The organism is Marinomonas sp. 63XJN7_7_ISO-PGPR-S23-202, from assembly GCF_056173505.1.
The window spans coordinates 4,646,127-4,661,915 of record NZ_CM149677.1 but is presented as its reverse complement, the minus strand read 5'-3'; the positions used below and the strand labels follow the sequence as shown (position 1 = coordinate 4,661,915).

The window sequence follows — 15,789 nt, the reverse complement described above, 5'->3', positions numbered from 1 at the left end:
AGAAAAGGTATTCCCTTTTTTGTTTCTAGCGATTTTCTGTTTACGACAAATCAACACCACCTGCAAAAATAAACTCTCGCAGTAACTTAGCGGTTTTCACATTCACCTTAAACGGTGAAATAACCTCGCCTTCACTGGCTTCAAAATAGGTCTTGGCTTTGGCTTTATCCACCGACTCTTTTAATGCATCAAAACGGCCAAACTCATTAATATTGTCTGCCGTCACATGGGTGTTCATCATGGCTTTTAATTGCAGCGCATCCACACCAAGGGCATTAACCAGTTTATTAATTTGTTCCAGCTTTTCTTTCGATTGGTATTCGCTAATGTACTGCCTAAAGCTTTTGTCCGCTTCTGGCGTGACATCGCCACGTTGCACATCGTTTAGGAATATATTGGCTTGTTTTTGCTCATCCTGAGTTAATGATGCAAAGGATTGATGTAACTCATCCACAGCCCTTTGAATATCGGCATAGCCTGTCCCAGAACGTAGTGTTTTTAAGTATTTATCGAAACGGGTATTCATATAATCCGCATCAATCTTACCCGTATCAATTTCGGTTAGATGGTTGGCAATGTCAAAAGGAACTTCGTCTTCACCCTCACCACCTCCAGAACTTGTGGGCAGTTCTTTATAACGCAATGCGATCACTAAATAGTGCTGTTCATTAAAGCTCAGTTCAATATCACTTAGTGTTTTTAATTTGTCATCATCCCAAGTAAAGCGCTGAATTCTCGCCGCTTCTAAATATTCATTCAGCTGTCTAAACAACTTAGCGAATTGCCCTCGCACGGCATTGTCATCAGGCAATTTTTCAAAGTTATGCACACCAGCGTTTTTAAATAACTGCTCAATCTCAGCAAAAGTGTCATTCATTTTTTTAAGATTAGCGTCGAGCTTATCGGCATACAAACCAATCGCCTTATCACCTGAATACAACTTAACCGCATCGTTAATATTGCGTTCCATTGTGTGCGGATAACGATAATAACGAACGGTGCCAAAGGGTTTATCTGGCCCAAATAAACGATTGGTACGAGAAAATCCTTGAATAACCGTTTCATACGTCAGCACCTTATCCAGATACAAGGTATTGAGCCATTTTGAATCGAAACCGGTGAGCATTTGATCCACCACAATCAGCACATCAATTTGCTGTTCTGGCGTTTGGTCAATGCGTAAATAAGGCTTTTTATGGGGCCACGTCTTTCTTAAATTTAGCATGACTTGCCAAACTATAATCAAAACCATAACGGGCATTATAGTCTTCAATAATTTCCACTAACCCCGCTTGCTTAAAGGCTGATTTAGTTTGGTAGTCATCCCCCTCGGGAATAGTCGGGTCAAATAAGGCCGTGACTTTTAATCCATGACTTGCTTCATCAGCGGCCTGTTTAAATAAACGATAATAGTGAATCGCATCGGCAATACTATGGGTGGCTAAAATGGCATGAAACTTATTGTTTCGGCTGAGTGCTGGCCATTGTTCTAATAAGTCCGCCACCACCTGCTTTTTATGCCCATCAGCATATTGTGACTGTGGCACCTCATCTTCAATGCCTTTAACGTACTTACCTGCATCATCGGTATAACCCGCCATTGGCACATCATTAAGATATTTATAATACACCGCTGCTTTTTTAGGGTCGTTAAGCGCCTCGCTTTCGGTATTGGCTTTGGCTTTTAACAAACCCACTTCACGGCGTAAGTCACCTTTTTTAAAGGTTTCAACCATATACGGATCAAACCCAAGTACGTTTTTATCCCGTATGCCATCGGCAATACTGTAACGATGTAACTCATCACCAAACACCATAGCCGTGGTGCTTTTTTTCTTTTGGTTTTCGTCATGGATCGGCGTACCAGTAAAACCAAAAAACAAGGCGTTAGGAAAGGTCGCTTTAATGCTAATGAGCATATCGCCAAAGGTAGAACGGTGCGCTTCATCAACAATAAACACCAAGCGTTTGTTATTGATGGTGGCTATATCATCACTGTTTAAGCTAATGCCTTCATCGTTCACGTCTTGATTAATATTACTCATTTTTTGAATCGAGCTAACAATCAAGGTATTGGCAGGATCACTGCTTTTTAACTTAGTCACCAATACGCCGCTGTTTTCTGTGGCTTGCACGCTTTCATCATCACCCGCAAAACCTTGGTATTCCCGTAGCGATTGCACACCCAATTCAATACGATCCATCAAAAAAATCACTTTATCGGCATCTTTTGATTGGGCAATCAGTTGTGCCGATTTAAAACTGGTCATGGTTTTACCCGACCCCGTGGTATGCCACACATAACCCCCTAAAGGGTTTGGTGCTGACCAGTTGGTTTTTGCTACTTTGTCAGAGATTGCATTGGCGGCATAATACTGATAGCTGCGCATCACTTTTAGCACACCATCTGAGCCATCGGCCACGGTATAAAAACCAATTAACTTATGCGCCATAGGGATAGACAATAAACTCGTGGTGATTGCCTTCCACTTGTTGATCGGCTCGTTATTAAAGTCTGCCCATGTAAAATAATAATCCGAGTTAAAGCGACCGTCTTGCCCTGCATTGGCAAAGTACAGGGTTTCTTCTGGTGACATGGCCACAAACACCTGCACCAAGGCAAACAAGCCCGTGAATACACCCTCAGCGGAATATTTTTCTATTTGATTGGTGGCATGGCTAATGGGCACACCGCTGCGTTTTAGCTCGATGTGAATCAGCGGCATGCCGTTAATCAGCAGCATGACATCGCCACGGCGATCATTGAGAATGTTGGACGTTTTAGCAAAGCGCGGCTGTTGTACTATTTGATAACGACTTTGCCCGCCTGATATTTCATGACGGTCGTATATTTTTAGGCTCACCTCTTTACCTAAGTGCAAGGGATCCGCAGGGTTATCACGGGTAATCGACACGGTTTTGCCGTTAATAAAACCATTGAGTTTAAGCGGCGTTTTTAACTCGCGTATTTGCTCAATAATTTGCTGCATTTCGGTGTGGGTTAATTCGGCCCCATTTAAGCGATCTACCGTGTCGTTATTCTCAAATAAAATCTTCGCCCAGTTTTTGAGTAAGTCGGCCTCGGTCGGGTTTTTCAACACGCCATTTTTCCAGCCTTTGTTGTTTTTTAATTCTGCGATTAAGGCGGCTTCAAATTTAGCTTCGCTGGTGAATGTCATGGTGCGTCCTTATACAAACATTTTTTCTAAACAAGCTTGTTTAATGTTGTTGAGCTTGGTGAGCTGGGCTTGGTGTTGAGAGATAAGCGTGTCGAGGTGTGTGAAGAGCAGGCCTATTTTGGTTTGTTCATCCACACAAGTTGGAACCGTTACGTTTACAGTCGCCAAAGATTTTTGACTAACACCTTGAGCGGTACCCCCACTTGATAATGATGTGAATTTTCTTTGTATCGATGGTGTTCTAAGCATTACAGCTAAAAAATTTTCTTCTACTAACTCAGGCTTTACTCTAAATGCCATTGTTCTTTGACTAAGAATATACTTTTTATCATCTGGAACTTGAGCTACATTCCCCATCGGAGCCTCAGTTGTAAAAAGCACTTGGTTTTTATGCAGCTCATTCCCCTGCATCCACTTTTCATATAGCTCATTATTCCCATAATGTGCATCTAGACTCATGTCAATAAATCCATTCTTTACATTCAAGGCTGATAACGCCAGATACCCCGTTACGCTCCAGTCTAAGCCCAGTTTTTTAGGCGTTCTACCTCTAAAGTCAATTATTCTTTCAAAATTATCAAGTAGTTTTCTCTCCTCCCACTCCCCACTAAAGCCTTTAAAGCGAATAGCGGGTTCGGTTTGGCCTTGTTGCGGGAAGCATTTTTCCAGCAGGGATTTTTTAATGTTTAACAGCTTGTCGTGCTTGTGCTGATGCTGGGCGATGAGGGTATCGAGCTGTTGGAAGGTATTGCCTATCTTGGTTTGTTCTTTACTTGTAGGCGGCTCAGGTATTTTAACCTTACTTATTTCGTTCATATTGATTTTTTTAGGAAACGCAATATGTAAAGTTCTGTGCCAAATATCTTTCCTTACTGTATTACTCGTAATGCTATTTTTAAGAAAATAAGGGTCTAACCCTGAGGTATCCCCACAAAATCTCAATATAGATCAAAAAGTTAGTGAAAGAAGGGAACGTTCATAGCCCTTGGTGATCAATTATTTCGCCAAAAACAAACTTTCACTGAGAGCTATGAACGCAACCGCTATATTGAACAAAATCCTCCCCATTGTCAGCCCTAACATGCATAAATCTCGGCTTAAAGCCTTATCCGCTTGTGTGCTTAGCCTTGCCGAAGGGAGTTTTTGCTCTGTCACCAACATTGGCAGAGGAATCCGATCAAAGGCCTTTGAGAAGCATCGAATTAAACGTTCAGACAGGCTGTTATCCAATCATTCATTACGCCAAGAGGCCCTGACAATATATGCCTCAATGTGTCAAATATTTATCCCTCAAAAACAGCCAATCATAAGTGTCGATTGGTCAGATCTTGATGCTCGTGGAGAACATTTTTTAATTCGTGCGACAACCGCTTTTGAAGGTCGTCCTATTACGCTCTATGAAGAAGTACACGACAGGCTCACGAAAGAAAAATCAAAGACACATAAGTATTTTTTGAAAAGGCTGAAAGCCCTAATACCTGACACGGCAAAGCCCGTTATTGTTACCGATGCAGGTTTTAAGACACCTTGGCTGGATGCCGTCGCTGATTTGGGGTGGGACTATGTAGGACGAGTGCGTAAGCCACGAAAATACTATGATCAAAAGAAGCAATCGTGGCGTTGCATCTCGACACTTTATTCTAAAGCAAGCTCTCGCCCGAAAAGAATATCACTGATTCATCGCCAAACGAACCCAATCACTAACGAGTTTGTGCTCTATAAAAGTCAGCCAAAAGGGCGTCATTCAACGAATCAAAAAGGCAAAATTAGAACCTCGAAAACTTCTCTTACAGCAGCGAGAGGTGCTAAAGATCCGTGGTTATTAGTATCTTCTCTTCCTGTGAATCGACATTTTTCTAAGCGTTGTGTCAACGCATACAAAACTCGGATGCAAATAGAAGAAGGTTTTCGGGATATGAAAAGCAGTCGTTTTGGTTTGGGATTTGAGCAGAACAATACTCGCAAAATGGATCGGTTGAAAAACCTTATTTTACTGGCCACGTTGGCGTCGATGATACTCATTCTTATAGGAAGTGTTGTTGCTTCGAAAGGCTATTCCTACCGATTTCAAAGCAACAGCACGCGAAGTCGCCGAGTTCTGTCTTACTTTTATTTAGGAAAGCGAGCAATCCATACAGACTTAAATATCCCCAAAGCAGACTGGCAAACTGGAATACGACAGTTTGCAGACCAACTTGGGGTATTGGAATGCTAATTAAATTTGTGGGGAGAGACTGTAACTAATTTTGTGTAACTGCCTACCACAACATATTCTATTAAGAATTAAGGATAGGTAGATGCAAATGAACAAAAAAGAACTTGAAGCGTTCGCAAAAGAAGCCGCCAAGGGAATTAAAACGCCTGAGGATCTCAACGAATTTAGCCAAATGCTGAAGAAGATTACCGTTGAAGCGGCATTGAATGCAGAAATGGATGACCATCTGGGTTACGAGAGACATCAAAAGTCCACCTCAACCAATAGTCGTAATGGCAAGAATAGCAAGCGTATTAAGACGGAAGATGGTGAGTTTGAACTGGATACGCCTCGTGACCGAGAAGGCTCTTTTGAACCCAAGCTGGTCAAAAAACACCAATCCCGATTCACTTCTATGGACGATAAAATCCTGTGGCTCTATGCGCAAGGCATGAGTACCCGAGACATCGTCAATGCCTTCGATGAATGGTATGGTGCCGAGATATCTCCAACACTGGTATCACGCGTTACCAATGCGGTCATTGAGCAAGTGACTGAATGGCAAGCACGCCCTTTGGATGCCATCTACCCCATTGTGTATCTTGATTGTATTGTGTTGAAAATCCGCCAAGATAAACGCGTCATCAATAAATCGATCTTCTTGGCACTCGGTATCAACACTGAAGGTCATAAAGAACTCATGGGCATGTGGATTGCGGAGAACGAAGGTGCGAAGTTCTGGCTCAACGTCCTCACTGAGCTTCAGCAGCGCGGCGTAGAAGATATTCTCATCGCTTGTGTTGATGGTCTAAAAGGCTTCCCAGAAGCCATCAATGCTGTTTTCCCACAAACTAACATCCAACTGTGCATCGTACACATGGTACGCAACTCATTGAAATATGTATCATGGAAAGACTATAAAGCAGTGACGGCGGATTTAAAGCAAGTTTACCGCTCCGCAACGGAAGAAGAAGCCTTGCTAGAGTTAGATCGTTTCGGCGACATCTGGGACGATCAATACCCGCAAATTACCAAATCATGGCGCAATCACTGGCATCACCTCAATACGTTGTTTAATTACCCTGACGATATCCGAAAAGCGATCTACACAACGAATGCGATTGAGTCCCTGAACAGTGTTATCCGTAGAGCCATTAAAAAACGTAAAGTCTTCCCAAGCGATGATTCTGCGAGGAAAATGGTATACCTTGCCATTAAAGAAGCCAGTAAGAAATGGACGATGCCAATTCAGAACTGGCGCCAAGCAATGAGTCGATTTATTATTGAGTTCGAGGAGCGTCTCGAAAAGCACCTTAACTAAATGGCAGTTACACAGAATCTGTTACAGGGTCTGTGGGGATACCTCAGGGTCTAACCCTTTATACTTCAATAAAGCTAGTGTCACATAAAATGCTTTTGGCGTATTAGTCTCCACCACATTTGCTGTTCCTACATCCCCTATACGCGTCATCAATACATCATTTTTTTGAGGAAAAACTTTAAAGTCTCTTTCAAAATCACTTTTAGGTATAAACTTTTTCGACTTTAAGGTTTTAATGTTTTCAACAGAAAGAAACATTACACCTGAACTTCTATAGCGGGGTGTTTGATGCGTGCCATCATAAACATTAACCACCTCTCCAAGAGTTCTTTCCTCCCATTCCCCACTAAACCCCTCAAACCGAATCGCAGGCACGTTGTTCTCTGTAGTCATCTTATTCACCCAACAAAAAGCGTTGTAGTTCGTCTAAGCCTTGCTGGTCAAACTCATTTGCGGTGAGTTCGCCTAATAGTCCCGCTAGGGCCTGCTCGCTTTGAGTGATGTCTTTGGCAACATCGGCGCAGGTGGTGGCGTATTTTTCGGCCAGTGCGTGCACTTGGCTGGTGAGGCGAAAAATGAGTTGGCTAGGCAGTTGGCTCAGTTCATGTAATAACGGCGTTATCCATTTGGCGTGCAGCAGGTCGCAGGCTTGCTCATCGCTTAAACTTTCTATCGTGCGTTTGGTTTTTAGGTGCAGCGCGTCGGTGTCGGCTTTTATGGCTTTTTTCAGTGCTTTGTCTTCGTTGATTAAGCCATCGACTTGCAAGATTTTGGCTTGATAGCTGTGTTCACTGTCGCCGTGTTCATTAAAGCCACCGTTTGTTTTGGCGGCTTGTTTCAGTTGCTTCGCGGCTTTGGCAACTGCGGCATTAATAAAGCTATCGCCGCCTTCATTAATAATGTCATTAACGGCATCGGTTTCTTTGTCGTCTTCGCTTAGGCTTTCAAAAATGGCTTCGATTTCACCGCTAATGTCAGCAAGGCGGGTTTCTTTTTGTTTGAGTGCTGCCAGGTCATCACTCAATAACTCGGTTTGCACGAGATCAAACGGTAACACATGCCCAAGCCAGCCTTCTTGTACTTCGGTGTCTTTGCCTTTCACTTTTTTGATGACCATATTCGGGTCAACCTGTTTGCTGGCGGCAAAGCCTTCGGTTTGCAAAATCTCTAAATCAGTCGCCATGATTTGCCATTGATTATTCAGCAGTTGATACGCCTGATATTTGTCGATTAAATCAATGCCATTCACTGCTGTATTAGCCATGCGCGTAAATAAAGCACTGCTGAGTTTGGCCTCGTGTTGGTTGATGTTGATACGGCTTAGGCTATCGGCTTGTGTTAGCGGTGTAATCAATTCCTTATGTAGATAGCCATCAAAATCACTAAAGGCCTGTTCATAGACTTGGGCAAAGTGGGTGACTTCGCTGTGTTGGGTAATGGTGGTGTTCATGTCATCCACCGCTACGGCTAAATCCACATAGTGGCTCGATTTATCGCTAAACAAGGCGGCGCGTAAGCCAGGAAAGGCGTGCCAATAGTCATCAAACTGGCTGAGTTCACTCACGGGCATGCCGCCTAGCATGGTGGCGTGTAAATCCCATGTGTCTGCTGCGGGGGCAGAATCGACATAGCGCGGAATATTCAGGTTGTAGTCGTTATCGCGCAGGGTTTGCTTGCTAACTAATTGAGAAAACTTAGGGTTGTTCTCTCTATTGATCACGGTATCGCTAATGCGTTTAATGTCAGACGCTTGCAGTTTGTTGTTTTTGCCGACTTTTAAGAAGTGTTTTGAGGCATCCACAATCAGCACGTCGCTTCGTTCACGTTTTTGGCGTAACACTAAAATAACGGTGGGAATGCCAGTGCCAAAGAAGATATTGGCAGGCAGGCCGATAATGGCATCAATGTGATTGTGTTCTATCAGTTGCTTACGGATTTGACCTTCTTCTCCGCCTCTAAAGAGCACGCCGTGGGGTAAGACAATGGTCATCATGCCATCGGGCTTTAGGTGATATAAATCGTGTAGCAAAAAGGCATAATCGGCTTTGGTTTTAGGCGCAAGACCAAAGCGTGAGTAACGTGGGTCGGCGTCTTTATGTTCTGGATCCCATTGTTGAGAATAGGGCGGATTAGACACTACCGCATCGACATATAAGGTTTTATAGGATGCGGTGGGGTCGTTTTCATCAAAGAATGGCCAATCGTCTTCTAGGGTGTCGCCGTTACGGGTAATGATGTTGTCGGGCTTAATGCCACGCATGATGAGGTTCATGCGGGTTAAGTTGTAGGTGTTGGCTTTTAGCTCTTGGGCATAGTATTCAATATTGTCTTGACCATCACTGTGTTTGGCGACGCTGTTACCAATGTTGATCAACAGGGAGCCACTACCACTTGTTGGATCGTAGATGCGAATTTTGTCTTGGTCTTTCACATGGTGGGCGATAATTTCTGACATGAGTAAGGAGACTTCATGGGGTGTATAAAACTCCCCTGCTTTTTTGCCTGCGTTGGAGGCAAATTTTTCAATCAAGTATTCGTAAATATAACCCAGCACGTCATAGTCTTGCTTGCTATCCATTGGGATGTCTTTAATCAGTTGCAGCAAGTCACTGATGGCTTTGGTTTGTTTGGCGGCGCTTTCGCCAAGTTTGCTTAGGCCGGTTTGCAAGGTGGTAAAGATGCCATCGTATAATTTTTTATGTTTGGTGGAGATGAGGCGTTCAAAGGCAGACAGCGCATCACGCACGTCGGCCACATCAAAATCACGGCCTTTATCTAACCATGTTGAAAACAGATTGTCGTGGGCAATGAAGTAGCCAAGTGGCTCTCTGAGATGATCGACTATTTCTTGGTCATCCTCATTAAGCTGGGCAATTTCAGCATCAGACATGCCTTCCGCTTTTGCAAAGGAAACCATTCGGTCAGACAGGTATTTGTAGAAAATAAAGCCTAATATGTAATCTTTGTATTCGTTGGCTTCTATTTTTGACCGCATTTGGTTAGCGGATTCCCAAATTTTGGCGGCGAGTTGTTGTTTGTTCATAAAGACAATACGTTCCTAATTTTTGTAAAAAAGAGTACTGAGCCTTTTTTTATTACAGCTCTTCGGTTTTAAATTCGCTGTAGCCTTCGTAGTAGTAGCTTACGTCTATGCCTTTCATAAATACCGCACGGTCGTGGATTTTATCGGTTAGGGCTTCTTTGAGTAACACTTTGATTTCAATGTCTTTGACGACGCTACGCTGCATGGCTGAGAGGTAATCGTCTTTGTCTACTAGGTTCCAGTCTATAACTTGTTTGACCTCGTTCTTGAGTATCAGGTCAAGCCATATTCGTGTAGCGCGGCCATTGCCTTCGCGGAATGGGTGGGGGCGATGTTCATTTCTACGTATTTCTCGATGATCTCGTCCACAGTGCCTTGGGGTATGGCGTCGATGTGTTTGAGCGAAGGTTCTAGATACATGAGCGGAGCAAATCGGCTTACATTTTCAGAATCAGCACCTTTAGCGATGTTTACCTCACGAATTTTGCCAGCAAAGTGGTAAATATCATCAAATAAATAGGCGTGGATATAAGCTAACCCTTCAAACGTACCGACCTCAGCTTTTTCTATGTCATGAGAGTCAAACAGCTGCTTGGCTTTTTGTTTACTGAGTTTTTCTTCTGCTTTCGCCAGTTCTATTTGGTCAGTGATATTGAGTTTATTATCCAATAGCATCTTAAATACCTTCTATTTGCACACTTTTGGCTATATCTGGTTAATTCAGATCGAAGAATTCTTCGTCTATTTTCTTAATATGTAGCGTCTCTTGTGTATGGCAGCCTATGTTATAGCTCAGCATTAAATTCGCAAGCTGTTTGCCGTTTATAAGTACCACTTGTGCGCTGAACTTTTGTGATTCAGTTATGGCGTTAGCTGTGAAGTCTGATGTGGTAACAAAAATACCTTTTCTTGATTTCACTTTGTCTAAGGCTCCCGCGAAACTGTTCATTTGTTCTGGCGTTATGTTGCGGCCTTCAGCGTAACGTTTTGCTTGGATGTAAATTTGTTCAACACCCAATGGATCTTGGTTAATTACGCCGTCTACACCACCATCGTATGCGCCACCTAAGCGATGCGCAGAACCATTCATGCCGTAACCCATTGCTAATAATAAGTCGATAAGCAGCTGTTCGAAGAAAGCAGGGGAGACGTTGCGGGTTTTGCTGAGTAGGTCGTCTGCCAGTGTGTCGTTAATGGTTTTGTAGGCGCGTCTTAGCGCTTCGTCTGGTGTGTCTGTTGTATCTGGAATAGCGATCGTTTCATCATTTTGAGTGTCTGCAACGGCTGTTTTGTCGGTCTTTGTTCCGTTGCTGGTGTTGGTAAAGTCGATGAATTCTTCAAACTGTTTTAAGTAGTGGTTGTTTATTTCTGCGTTTGAGTCGCTAAGGGCATTTAAACCACGTTGGGTAATGGTAAAGTGCGCACGGCGTGGGCTGTCGATGAGCCCCGCTTTGGCTAAATACGTACGCGCCCAGCCAACACGGTTATCAATAATGGCTTGTTTGCCGCTAGGTAGCGGTTCGGTTCTTTCTTCTTCAGTAAGCTGAAAATGATCGCTGATTCCATTGATGATATCGCGAAGTTTCACCTCTGTGCCGTTGGCTTGTTTCAGTAGGGTGAGAAAAGGCTTCATGCATTCTTGGTAGTTTGGAATCACGTCTTTTCCTTAAGCAGTCTTTGGTTGTGAATTATCTTACCTTAAACGGTGTCGGTTTTCTTTAAGGAAAGATTGCATAACAGTCCTTTTCGCGGACGCTTTTTTGAAGGGAAGGTGGGTAGTAGACAGAAAAAAGGAGCGCTTTATTCAGGGCGCTCCTTTTTTTGGCTTTGTTGTGTTTAAAGCTTAATGTTTAACGTTTAGTCTTCAAAAATCGCTACGGCGCGGATAAAGCCCGCCGAGCCATTTTTGATTTTATAAGGGAAGCAAGACACCATGAAGCCGTCGGCAGGTAGGCTTTCTAGGTTAGACAGTTTTTCCATTTGTCCGTAGCCAATATCTCGTCCGGCTTTATGGCCTTCCCAAATGATGGAGGCATCGCCTGATTCGATAAACCTTTCTCTGGTGTACATAAACGGAGCGTCCCAACTCCATGCGTCGGTTCCGACGACTCTTACACCACGTTCTAGTAAATACAGAGTGGCTTCACGCCCCATGCCAACGCCTGCGGCTAAATAGCCCGGTTCGCCGTAAATGGCCCCAGCACGAGTATTAACCAAGACTATGTCTAATGGCTGTAGTTCGTGGTTAATGCGTTTTAGCTCGGCTTCTACTTCGGCAGCGGTAATAATGTGACCATCAGGGAGGTCGCGGAAGTCCAACTTCACGCCCGGTTGCAAACACCAGTCTAATGGCAGTTCATCGATACCATAAGCGGGCTTGCCGCCATCTGTGGTAGAAGCATAATGCCAAGGCGCATCCATGTGAGTACCGTTGTGTGCGCTCATTACCATTTTTTCGACCGCCCACGCTTCGTCACCCGGCATGTCTTCTTTTTTCAGACCGGGGAACATGTTCGCCATTTCTGGCCAGCCTTCTTGGTGATCTGTGTAATCAATTTTTGGTAACAGCGGAGGTGGGTCTGTGTATGGGTTGTTGTCTAATGTGACGGACAAGTCGACAATGCGTCGAGTGCTAGATGGTTTCATTGGGTATACCTCTTGTTATTATTTTTGAGTCTCTTGCACTAGGTCGTGAATACAATAATTGTGCAAAGGTCTCTATTATTATTTTTAAAACTAGGCGTCATAGTAGGAAAAAAACAGCTGTTCATTAAGTTGATAATAGCCACGCAACCTGTTGATAAAATCCACTTGACTTTTATGGAAAAAACTAATTTATATTGTGTTTGCTATGTCGATGTATCTTTCAGTTGCTTAATGATTCTGCGAGCTCGGTTCGCGCCCACATCAACGTGTATGTCGATCATTTTTTTGTCGCCAAAGTGTTTCATATTGGCGTATTGTGCTTCGATAACGACCTTGTCTTCATCAAAGGTTAATGCGGTTTGTTCGATAACCAGCTTCATGTTTTCTGCTCGATTGCTGGTCGGGTTACTGGCCTGTGTCCAAATGTAGAAACTGGTTTCGTCGGTTTCTGGGGTAACACCATGGAAACCTTTCAGATGGAAACCGCCACGATTAGGGTCATCCAAAGAATCCGTATTGACATCCACCGCCCCTGTCCAGATTTCCAGATGAGAAGGGTGAAAGATAATCTCTTGCCAGCGATCAACCTGACCTTTAAAAGGATAAGCATCGGTGTAAGTTGGAGGTGGTGTCGAGTTAGGCATATAGCGGGTTACTTGAACAGAGTCGCCTTCTTGCTCTACTTTCATTTCGGCATTCATATGAATTTTGGCATTACCGCCAATGGTATGCACGTGAACATATCCAAGGTGGCTTAAATCTAATAGGTTGTCATGGATCAGTTGGTAGGGTGCTTCATAATGATAAACATCACCATCATATAAATAGCGTTCATCCGTATGAACTTTATATTTAGGCGGCTCGCAAGTAGGTTGAGGGTTGTCTTTAGAGCCGAACCAAATCCAGATAATAGAGTCTTGTTCTTTGACTGGGTAAGCAGACACTTTCGCTTTAGAAGGAATTTTATCTTGCCCAGGAATTTCTATGCATTTACCAGAACTATCGAACAGTAATCCATGGTAACCACAGCGTATGCCGGTTTCTTCTAGTGTGCCTAGAGATAAAGGTAAAGCTCGGTGGCAGCAACGATCTTCTAATGCGCCAACTTGGCCATCAAGAGCGCGGTAAAGTACCACGGCTTCGTTTAGCAAAGTACGCGCTAAGGGCTTATCTTGTACTTCTTTGCTTAATGCCGCCACGTACCACATATCGAGCGGGAAAGACGAGCGGTCAGGTATGGGAGCGGCTGTCATTGTTTTAGGATTCACTTGTTCGACTATCATGATGACCTCTTATTATGGAAGGGCTTTGTTGGCTGCGTTATTAGCTGTGTTATAAATCGATGCTGAGCGAATCGGTCACAGCTCGTGAGCAGCAAGGGGTAAATTGATCATTGAGTGATTTCTCACTGTCGGTAAGAAATTGATCTCGGTGGTCTGGCGTGCCATCGATCACCTTGGTGATGCAAGCACCGCAAACGCCTTGTTCGCATGAGGAGTCCAGCTCAATATCGGCGTCTTCTAATACTTCTAGCACGGTTTTATCGGCTGGTATTTCAAGGCTAATGTCAGAGCGAACCAGGTTAAGGGTAAAGCGCTTGTCGCTGTCGTCGAGTTCGATAGGCGCGGCATTAAAGACTTCCTTATGCAGATTGTCATCTGACCAGCCCTGCGACTTGGCCGTAGAAAAAATAAACGCCATAAAGCCATTTGGCCCACAGGTATAAAGATGCTTATCGGTGTGTGTCTCACCTAACGCCTTCTTCACAGCGGCGGTTTTGTCATTTGTGGTGTCGCTAAAATGGAAAAACACCTTATCCGCGAAACTCGACGCCATCAGCGCTTGATGAAATGCCGCACTGTTTTTGGAGTGAGCAAAATAATGCAGTTCAAAATCTTGGCCTAGCGCGTTGAGCACATGGGCCATAGATAATAAAGGCGTGATGCCTATGCCACCCGCCAACAGCACAGTGCGTTGGCTGTCTGTTTTTAGGGGGAATAGATTGCGAGCCGCTGAGATGTGAACCGTATCGCCTACCTGAAAAGAGTCATAAACCGTGACAGAACCACCACGAGAGTTCGCGTCTTTTAACATGGCAATCTTATAGGTGTGGTGATCTTTAGGGGCGTTGTATAAAGAATATTGGCGTACGATACTGTCGTTCACCTGTACATCAATATGCGATCCAGCTTCAAAAGCGGGCAGAGCAGAACCGTTCTTTTTACCGAGTTCAAAACTGAGAATATCAGCTGTTTCTTGTTTTTTACTGAGAATAGACACTTCCAACATAGAGCGGCCTTTGCGTATTTTTATATGGCGTTATTGGGTTGTTATTAATATAGTTGCGGTATCAACTATATTGCCGATCTAGTTGTTATGGCAACTAGATTTATGTGGTTATTTTAGGCTTATGGTTTTAGCTTTTTTAAATCAACCAGTTACCCAAAAAAACAGCGGGACTAAAATAAAGCAGGAAAGTTCACTCAATGAAACGCTTTTCATCCTTGGCAAGCATGAGTAGCATGACCGCCTCGGATGACTCGCCACAGGCAACAGAAAAAATAGCAAAAACAAACAACACGGGCCGATACCCAGAGAGCAGGGCAATGACGAAGCAATCAAGCGGAAAAAAACAACGGGCAAGGGCAAAAAAACAACTGGATTTAGACCACTACGTGCCGGCACTGGTGACCTTTCTCGCCAACAAACTGTCTAGCGGCGCCTCGGCCTGTTATCGAAAACACTTCGACGTGGGCGTGGTGGAATGGCGCTTATTGGCCCTATTGAAAGTCGAAAAAAACATCACCGCCAACCGCATGTGCCAAGTCATAGGTCTAGACAAAGCCGCCGTAAGCCGCGCCCTAAAGCTATTAAACGAACGTGGCTCCGTGACCTTCATTAAAGATGAAAAAGATGGCCGCTCCTCCTTGGTGTGCTTAACCCAAGACGGCGAAAAACTGCACGACAAAATACTGTGTGTTGCCCTAGAACGGGAAGCCCTACTACTGGGCGACCTAGCACCAGAAGAACTCGATACCTTGGTCATGGTACTGCAAAAACTCAACGCCAGAGTGGGGTTGGTCAACGCCTTTGAGCCGAGTGAGGGGGGGTAGAGCTGAGGTATCTCCACGAATTTAAACCATAAAACCGTCCCCCTTTATCAGTTCCTCAGCGAATTTCCGATTTCCTTCTCGCTATAGTTTGAGGGTGGTTTTTAAATTCGTAGACAGTGCTCTTTTTCCCAGAAAAAAGTGAGAGAGTACTCTGCGTATGCGAATGCTAGAAGATTGAAAACGATAAGCTAACCCAGCCAGTTCAACCACTACAGTTTTTCCTGCCAAATATAGAAAAGTGGTATTTGATGTGGCAGTAGACCAAGAACTAAAAGCTATTTGCTTGGAGATCA

14 protein-coding genes are annotated in these 15,789 nt (G+C 44.0%); 3 read left to right on the top strand and 11 right to left on the bottom strand.

Annotated elements, in window-relative coordinates:
- Window positions 1-40: 40 nt before the first annotated feature.
- From AC0VYG_RS21430 to AC0VYG_RS21420, 3 genes are read right to left on the bottom strand one after another with little or no spacing between them, the layout of a single operon-like run.
- Window positions 41-1,225 carry a type I restriction endonuclease subunit R, EcoR124 family gene (locus AC0VYG_RS21430; RefSeq protein ID WP_475429905.1) on the bottom strand — a complete coding sequence of 395 codons (1,185 nt, stop codon included), beginning with the start codon at window positions 1,223-1,225 and terminating at the stop codon, window positions 41-43.
- Entirely contained in the window at window positions 1,194-3,179 is a 1,986-nt protein-coding gene (locus AC0VYG_RS21425) for a DEAD/DEAH box helicase family protein (RefSeq protein WP_475429904.1), read from the bottom strand. The genes AC0VYG_RS21430 and AC0VYG_RS21425 overlap by 32 nt, the downstream gene beginning before the upstream one ends.
- A 9-nt stretch (window positions 3,180-3,188) precedes the next feature.
- Window positions 3,189-3,995 carry a restriction endonuclease subunit S gene (locus tag AC0VYG_RS21420; RefSeq protein WP_475429903.1) on the bottom strand — a complete coding sequence of 269 codons (807 nt, stop codon included), beginning with the start codon at window positions 3,993-3,995 and terminating at the stop codon, window positions 3,189-3,191.
- A gap of 214 nt (window positions 3,996-4,209) precedes the next feature.
- Between AC0VYG_RS21420 and AC0VYG_RS21415 the strand changes: the two genes are divergently transcribed.
- Together AC0VYG_RS21415 and AC0VYG_RS21410 are read left to right on the top strand one after the other, a co-directional pair.
- Window positions 4,210-5,394 carry an IS4 family transposase gene (locus tag AC0VYG_RS21415; protein WP_475429902.1) on the top strand — a complete coding sequence of 395 codons (1,185 nt, stop codon included), beginning with the start codon at window positions 4,210-4,212 and terminating at the stop codon, window positions 5,392-5,394.
- A gap of 88 nt (window positions 5,395-5,482) precedes the next feature.
- Window positions 5,483-6,694, top strand: coding sequence for an IS256 family transposase (locus AC0VYG_RS21410; protein ID WP_475432512.1), 1,212 nt, complete (start codon window positions 5,483-5,485; stop codon window positions 6,692-6,694).
- A 21-nt stretch (window positions 6,695-6,715) separates the two neighbouring features.
- Here the strand turns inward: AC0VYG_RS21410 and AC0VYG_RS21405 are convergent, their stop codons facing one another.
- The 8 genes from AC0VYG_RS21405 to AC0VYG_RS21370 form a co-directional block, all read right to left on the bottom strand.
- Window positions 6,716-7,087 carry a restriction endonuclease subunit S domain-containing protein gene (locus tag AC0VYG_RS21405; protein ID WP_475429901.1) on the bottom strand — a complete coding sequence of 124 codons (372 nt, stop codon included), beginning with the start codon at window positions 7,085-7,087 and terminating at the stop codon, window positions 6,716-6,718.
- Between the two features lies 1 nt (window position 7,088).
- On the bottom strand, window positions 7,089-9,737 hold the full coding sequence (locus tag AC0VYG_RS21400; RefSeq protein ID WP_475449877.1) for a type I restriction-modification system subunit M: 2,649 nt from the start codon (window positions 9,735-9,737) through the stop codon (window positions 7,089-7,091).
- A gap of 52 nt (window positions 9,738-9,789) precedes the next feature.
- Window positions 9,790-9,942, bottom strand: coding sequence for a hypothetical protein (locus tag AC0VYG_RS21395; RefSeq protein WP_475429899.1), 153 nt, complete (start codon window positions 9,940-9,942; stop codon window positions 9,790-9,792).
- 68 nt (window positions 9,943-10,010) lie between these two features.
- Window positions 10,011-10,412, bottom strand: coding sequence for a hypothetical protein (locus AC0VYG_RS21390; RefSeq protein WP_475429898.1), 402 nt, complete (start codon window positions 10,410-10,412; stop codon window positions 10,011-10,013).
- 40 nt (window positions 10,413-10,452) lie between these two features.
- Window positions 10,453-11,394, bottom strand: a complete 942-nt coding sequence (locus tag AC0VYG_RS21385; protein WP_475429897.1) for a restriction endonuclease — start codon at window positions 11,392-11,394, stop codon at window positions 10,453-10,455.
- 200 nt (window positions 11,395-11,594) lie between these two features.
- Window positions 11,595-12,383, bottom strand: coding sequence for a cyclase family protein (locus AC0VYG_RS21380; RefSeq protein ID WP_475429896.1), 789 nt, complete (start codon window positions 12,381-12,383; stop codon window positions 11,595-11,597).
- Window positions 12,384-12,586: 203 nt separating this feature from the next.
- The gene (locus AC0VYG_RS21375; protein WP_475429895.1) at window positions 12,587-13,666 is read right to left on the bottom strand and encodes a Rieske 2Fe-2S domain-containing protein; all 1,080 of its coding nucleotides are present in this window, start codon (window positions 13,664-13,666) and stop codon (window positions 12,587-12,589) included.
- Window positions 13,667-13,715: 49 nt separating this feature from the next.
- The gene (locus AC0VYG_RS21370) at window positions 13,716-14,672 is read right to left on the bottom strand and encodes a PDR/VanB family oxidoreductase (RefSeq protein WP_475429894.1); all 957 of its coding nucleotides are present in this window, start codon (window positions 14,670-14,672) and stop codon (window positions 13,716-13,718) included.
- 197 nt (window positions 14,673-14,869) lie between these two features.
- On the opposite strand from AC0VYG_RS21370, the gene AC0VYG_RS21365 reads away from it, so the two are divergent.
- The gene (locus AC0VYG_RS21365; RefSeq protein ID WP_475429893.1) at window positions 14,870-15,496 is read left to right on the top strand and encodes a MarR family winged helix-turn-helix transcriptional regulator; all 627 of its coding nucleotides are present in this window, start codon (window positions 14,870-14,872) and stop codon (window positions 15,494-15,496) included.
- Window positions 15,497-15,789: the final 293 nt, after the last annotated feature.

Excerpts from the sequence above, each read along its gene's own strand:
- AC0VYG_RS21375 (WP_475429895.1), bottom strand. The coding sequence starts at position 13,666 with ATGATAGTCGAACAAGTGAATCCTAAAACAATGACAGCCGCTCCCATA.
- AC0VYG_RS21405 (WP_475429901.1), bottom strand. The coding sequence starts at position 7,087 with ATGACTACAGAGAACAACGTGCCTGCGATTCGGTTTGAGGGGTTTAGT.
- AC0VYG_RS21390 (WP_475429898.1), bottom strand. The coding sequence starts at position 10,412 with ATGCTATTGGATAATAAACTCAATATCACTGACCAAATAGAACTGGCG.
- AC0VYG_RS21400 (WP_475449877.1), bottom strand. The coding sequence starts at position 9,737 with ATGAACAAACAACAACTCGCCGCCAAAATTTGGGAATCCGCTAACCAA.
- AC0VYG_RS21425 (WP_475429904.1), bottom strand. The coding sequence starts at position 3,179 with ATGACATTCACCAGCGAAGCTAAATTTGAAGCCGCCTTAATCGCAGAA.
- AC0VYG_RS21365 (WP_475429893.1), top strand. The coding sequence starts at position 14,870 with ATGAAACGCTTTTCATCCTTGGCAAGCATGAGTAGCATGACCGCCTCG.
- AC0VYG_RS21430 (WP_475429905.1), bottom strand. The coding sequence starts at position 1,225 with ATGCTAAATTTAAGAAAGACGTGGCCCCATAAAAAGCCTTATTTACGC.
- AC0VYG_RS21415 (WP_475429902.1), top strand. The coding sequence starts at position 4,210 with ATGAACGCAACCGCTATATTGAACAAAATCCTCCCCATTGTCAGCCCT.
- AC0VYG_RS21420 (WP_475429903.1), bottom strand. The coding sequence starts at position 3,995 with ATGAACGAAATAAGTAAGGTTAAAATACCTGAGCCGCCTACAAGTAAA.
- AC0VYG_RS21370 (WP_475429894.1), bottom strand. The coding sequence starts at position 14,672 with ATGTTGGAAGTGTCTATTCTCAGTAAAAAACAAGAAACAGCTGATATT.
- AC0VYG_RS21395 (WP_475429899.1), bottom strand. The coding sequence starts at position 9,942 with ATGCAGCGTAGCGTCGTCAAAGACATTGAAATCAAAGTGTTACTCAAA.
- AC0VYG_RS21380 (WP_475429896.1), bottom strand. The coding sequence starts at position 12,383 with ATGAAACCATCTAGCACTCGACGCATTGTCGACTTGTCCGTCACATTA.
- AC0VYG_RS21410 (WP_475432512.1), top strand. The coding sequence starts at position 5,483 with ATGAACAAAAAAGAACTTGAAGCGTTCGCAAAAGAAGCCGCCAAGGGA.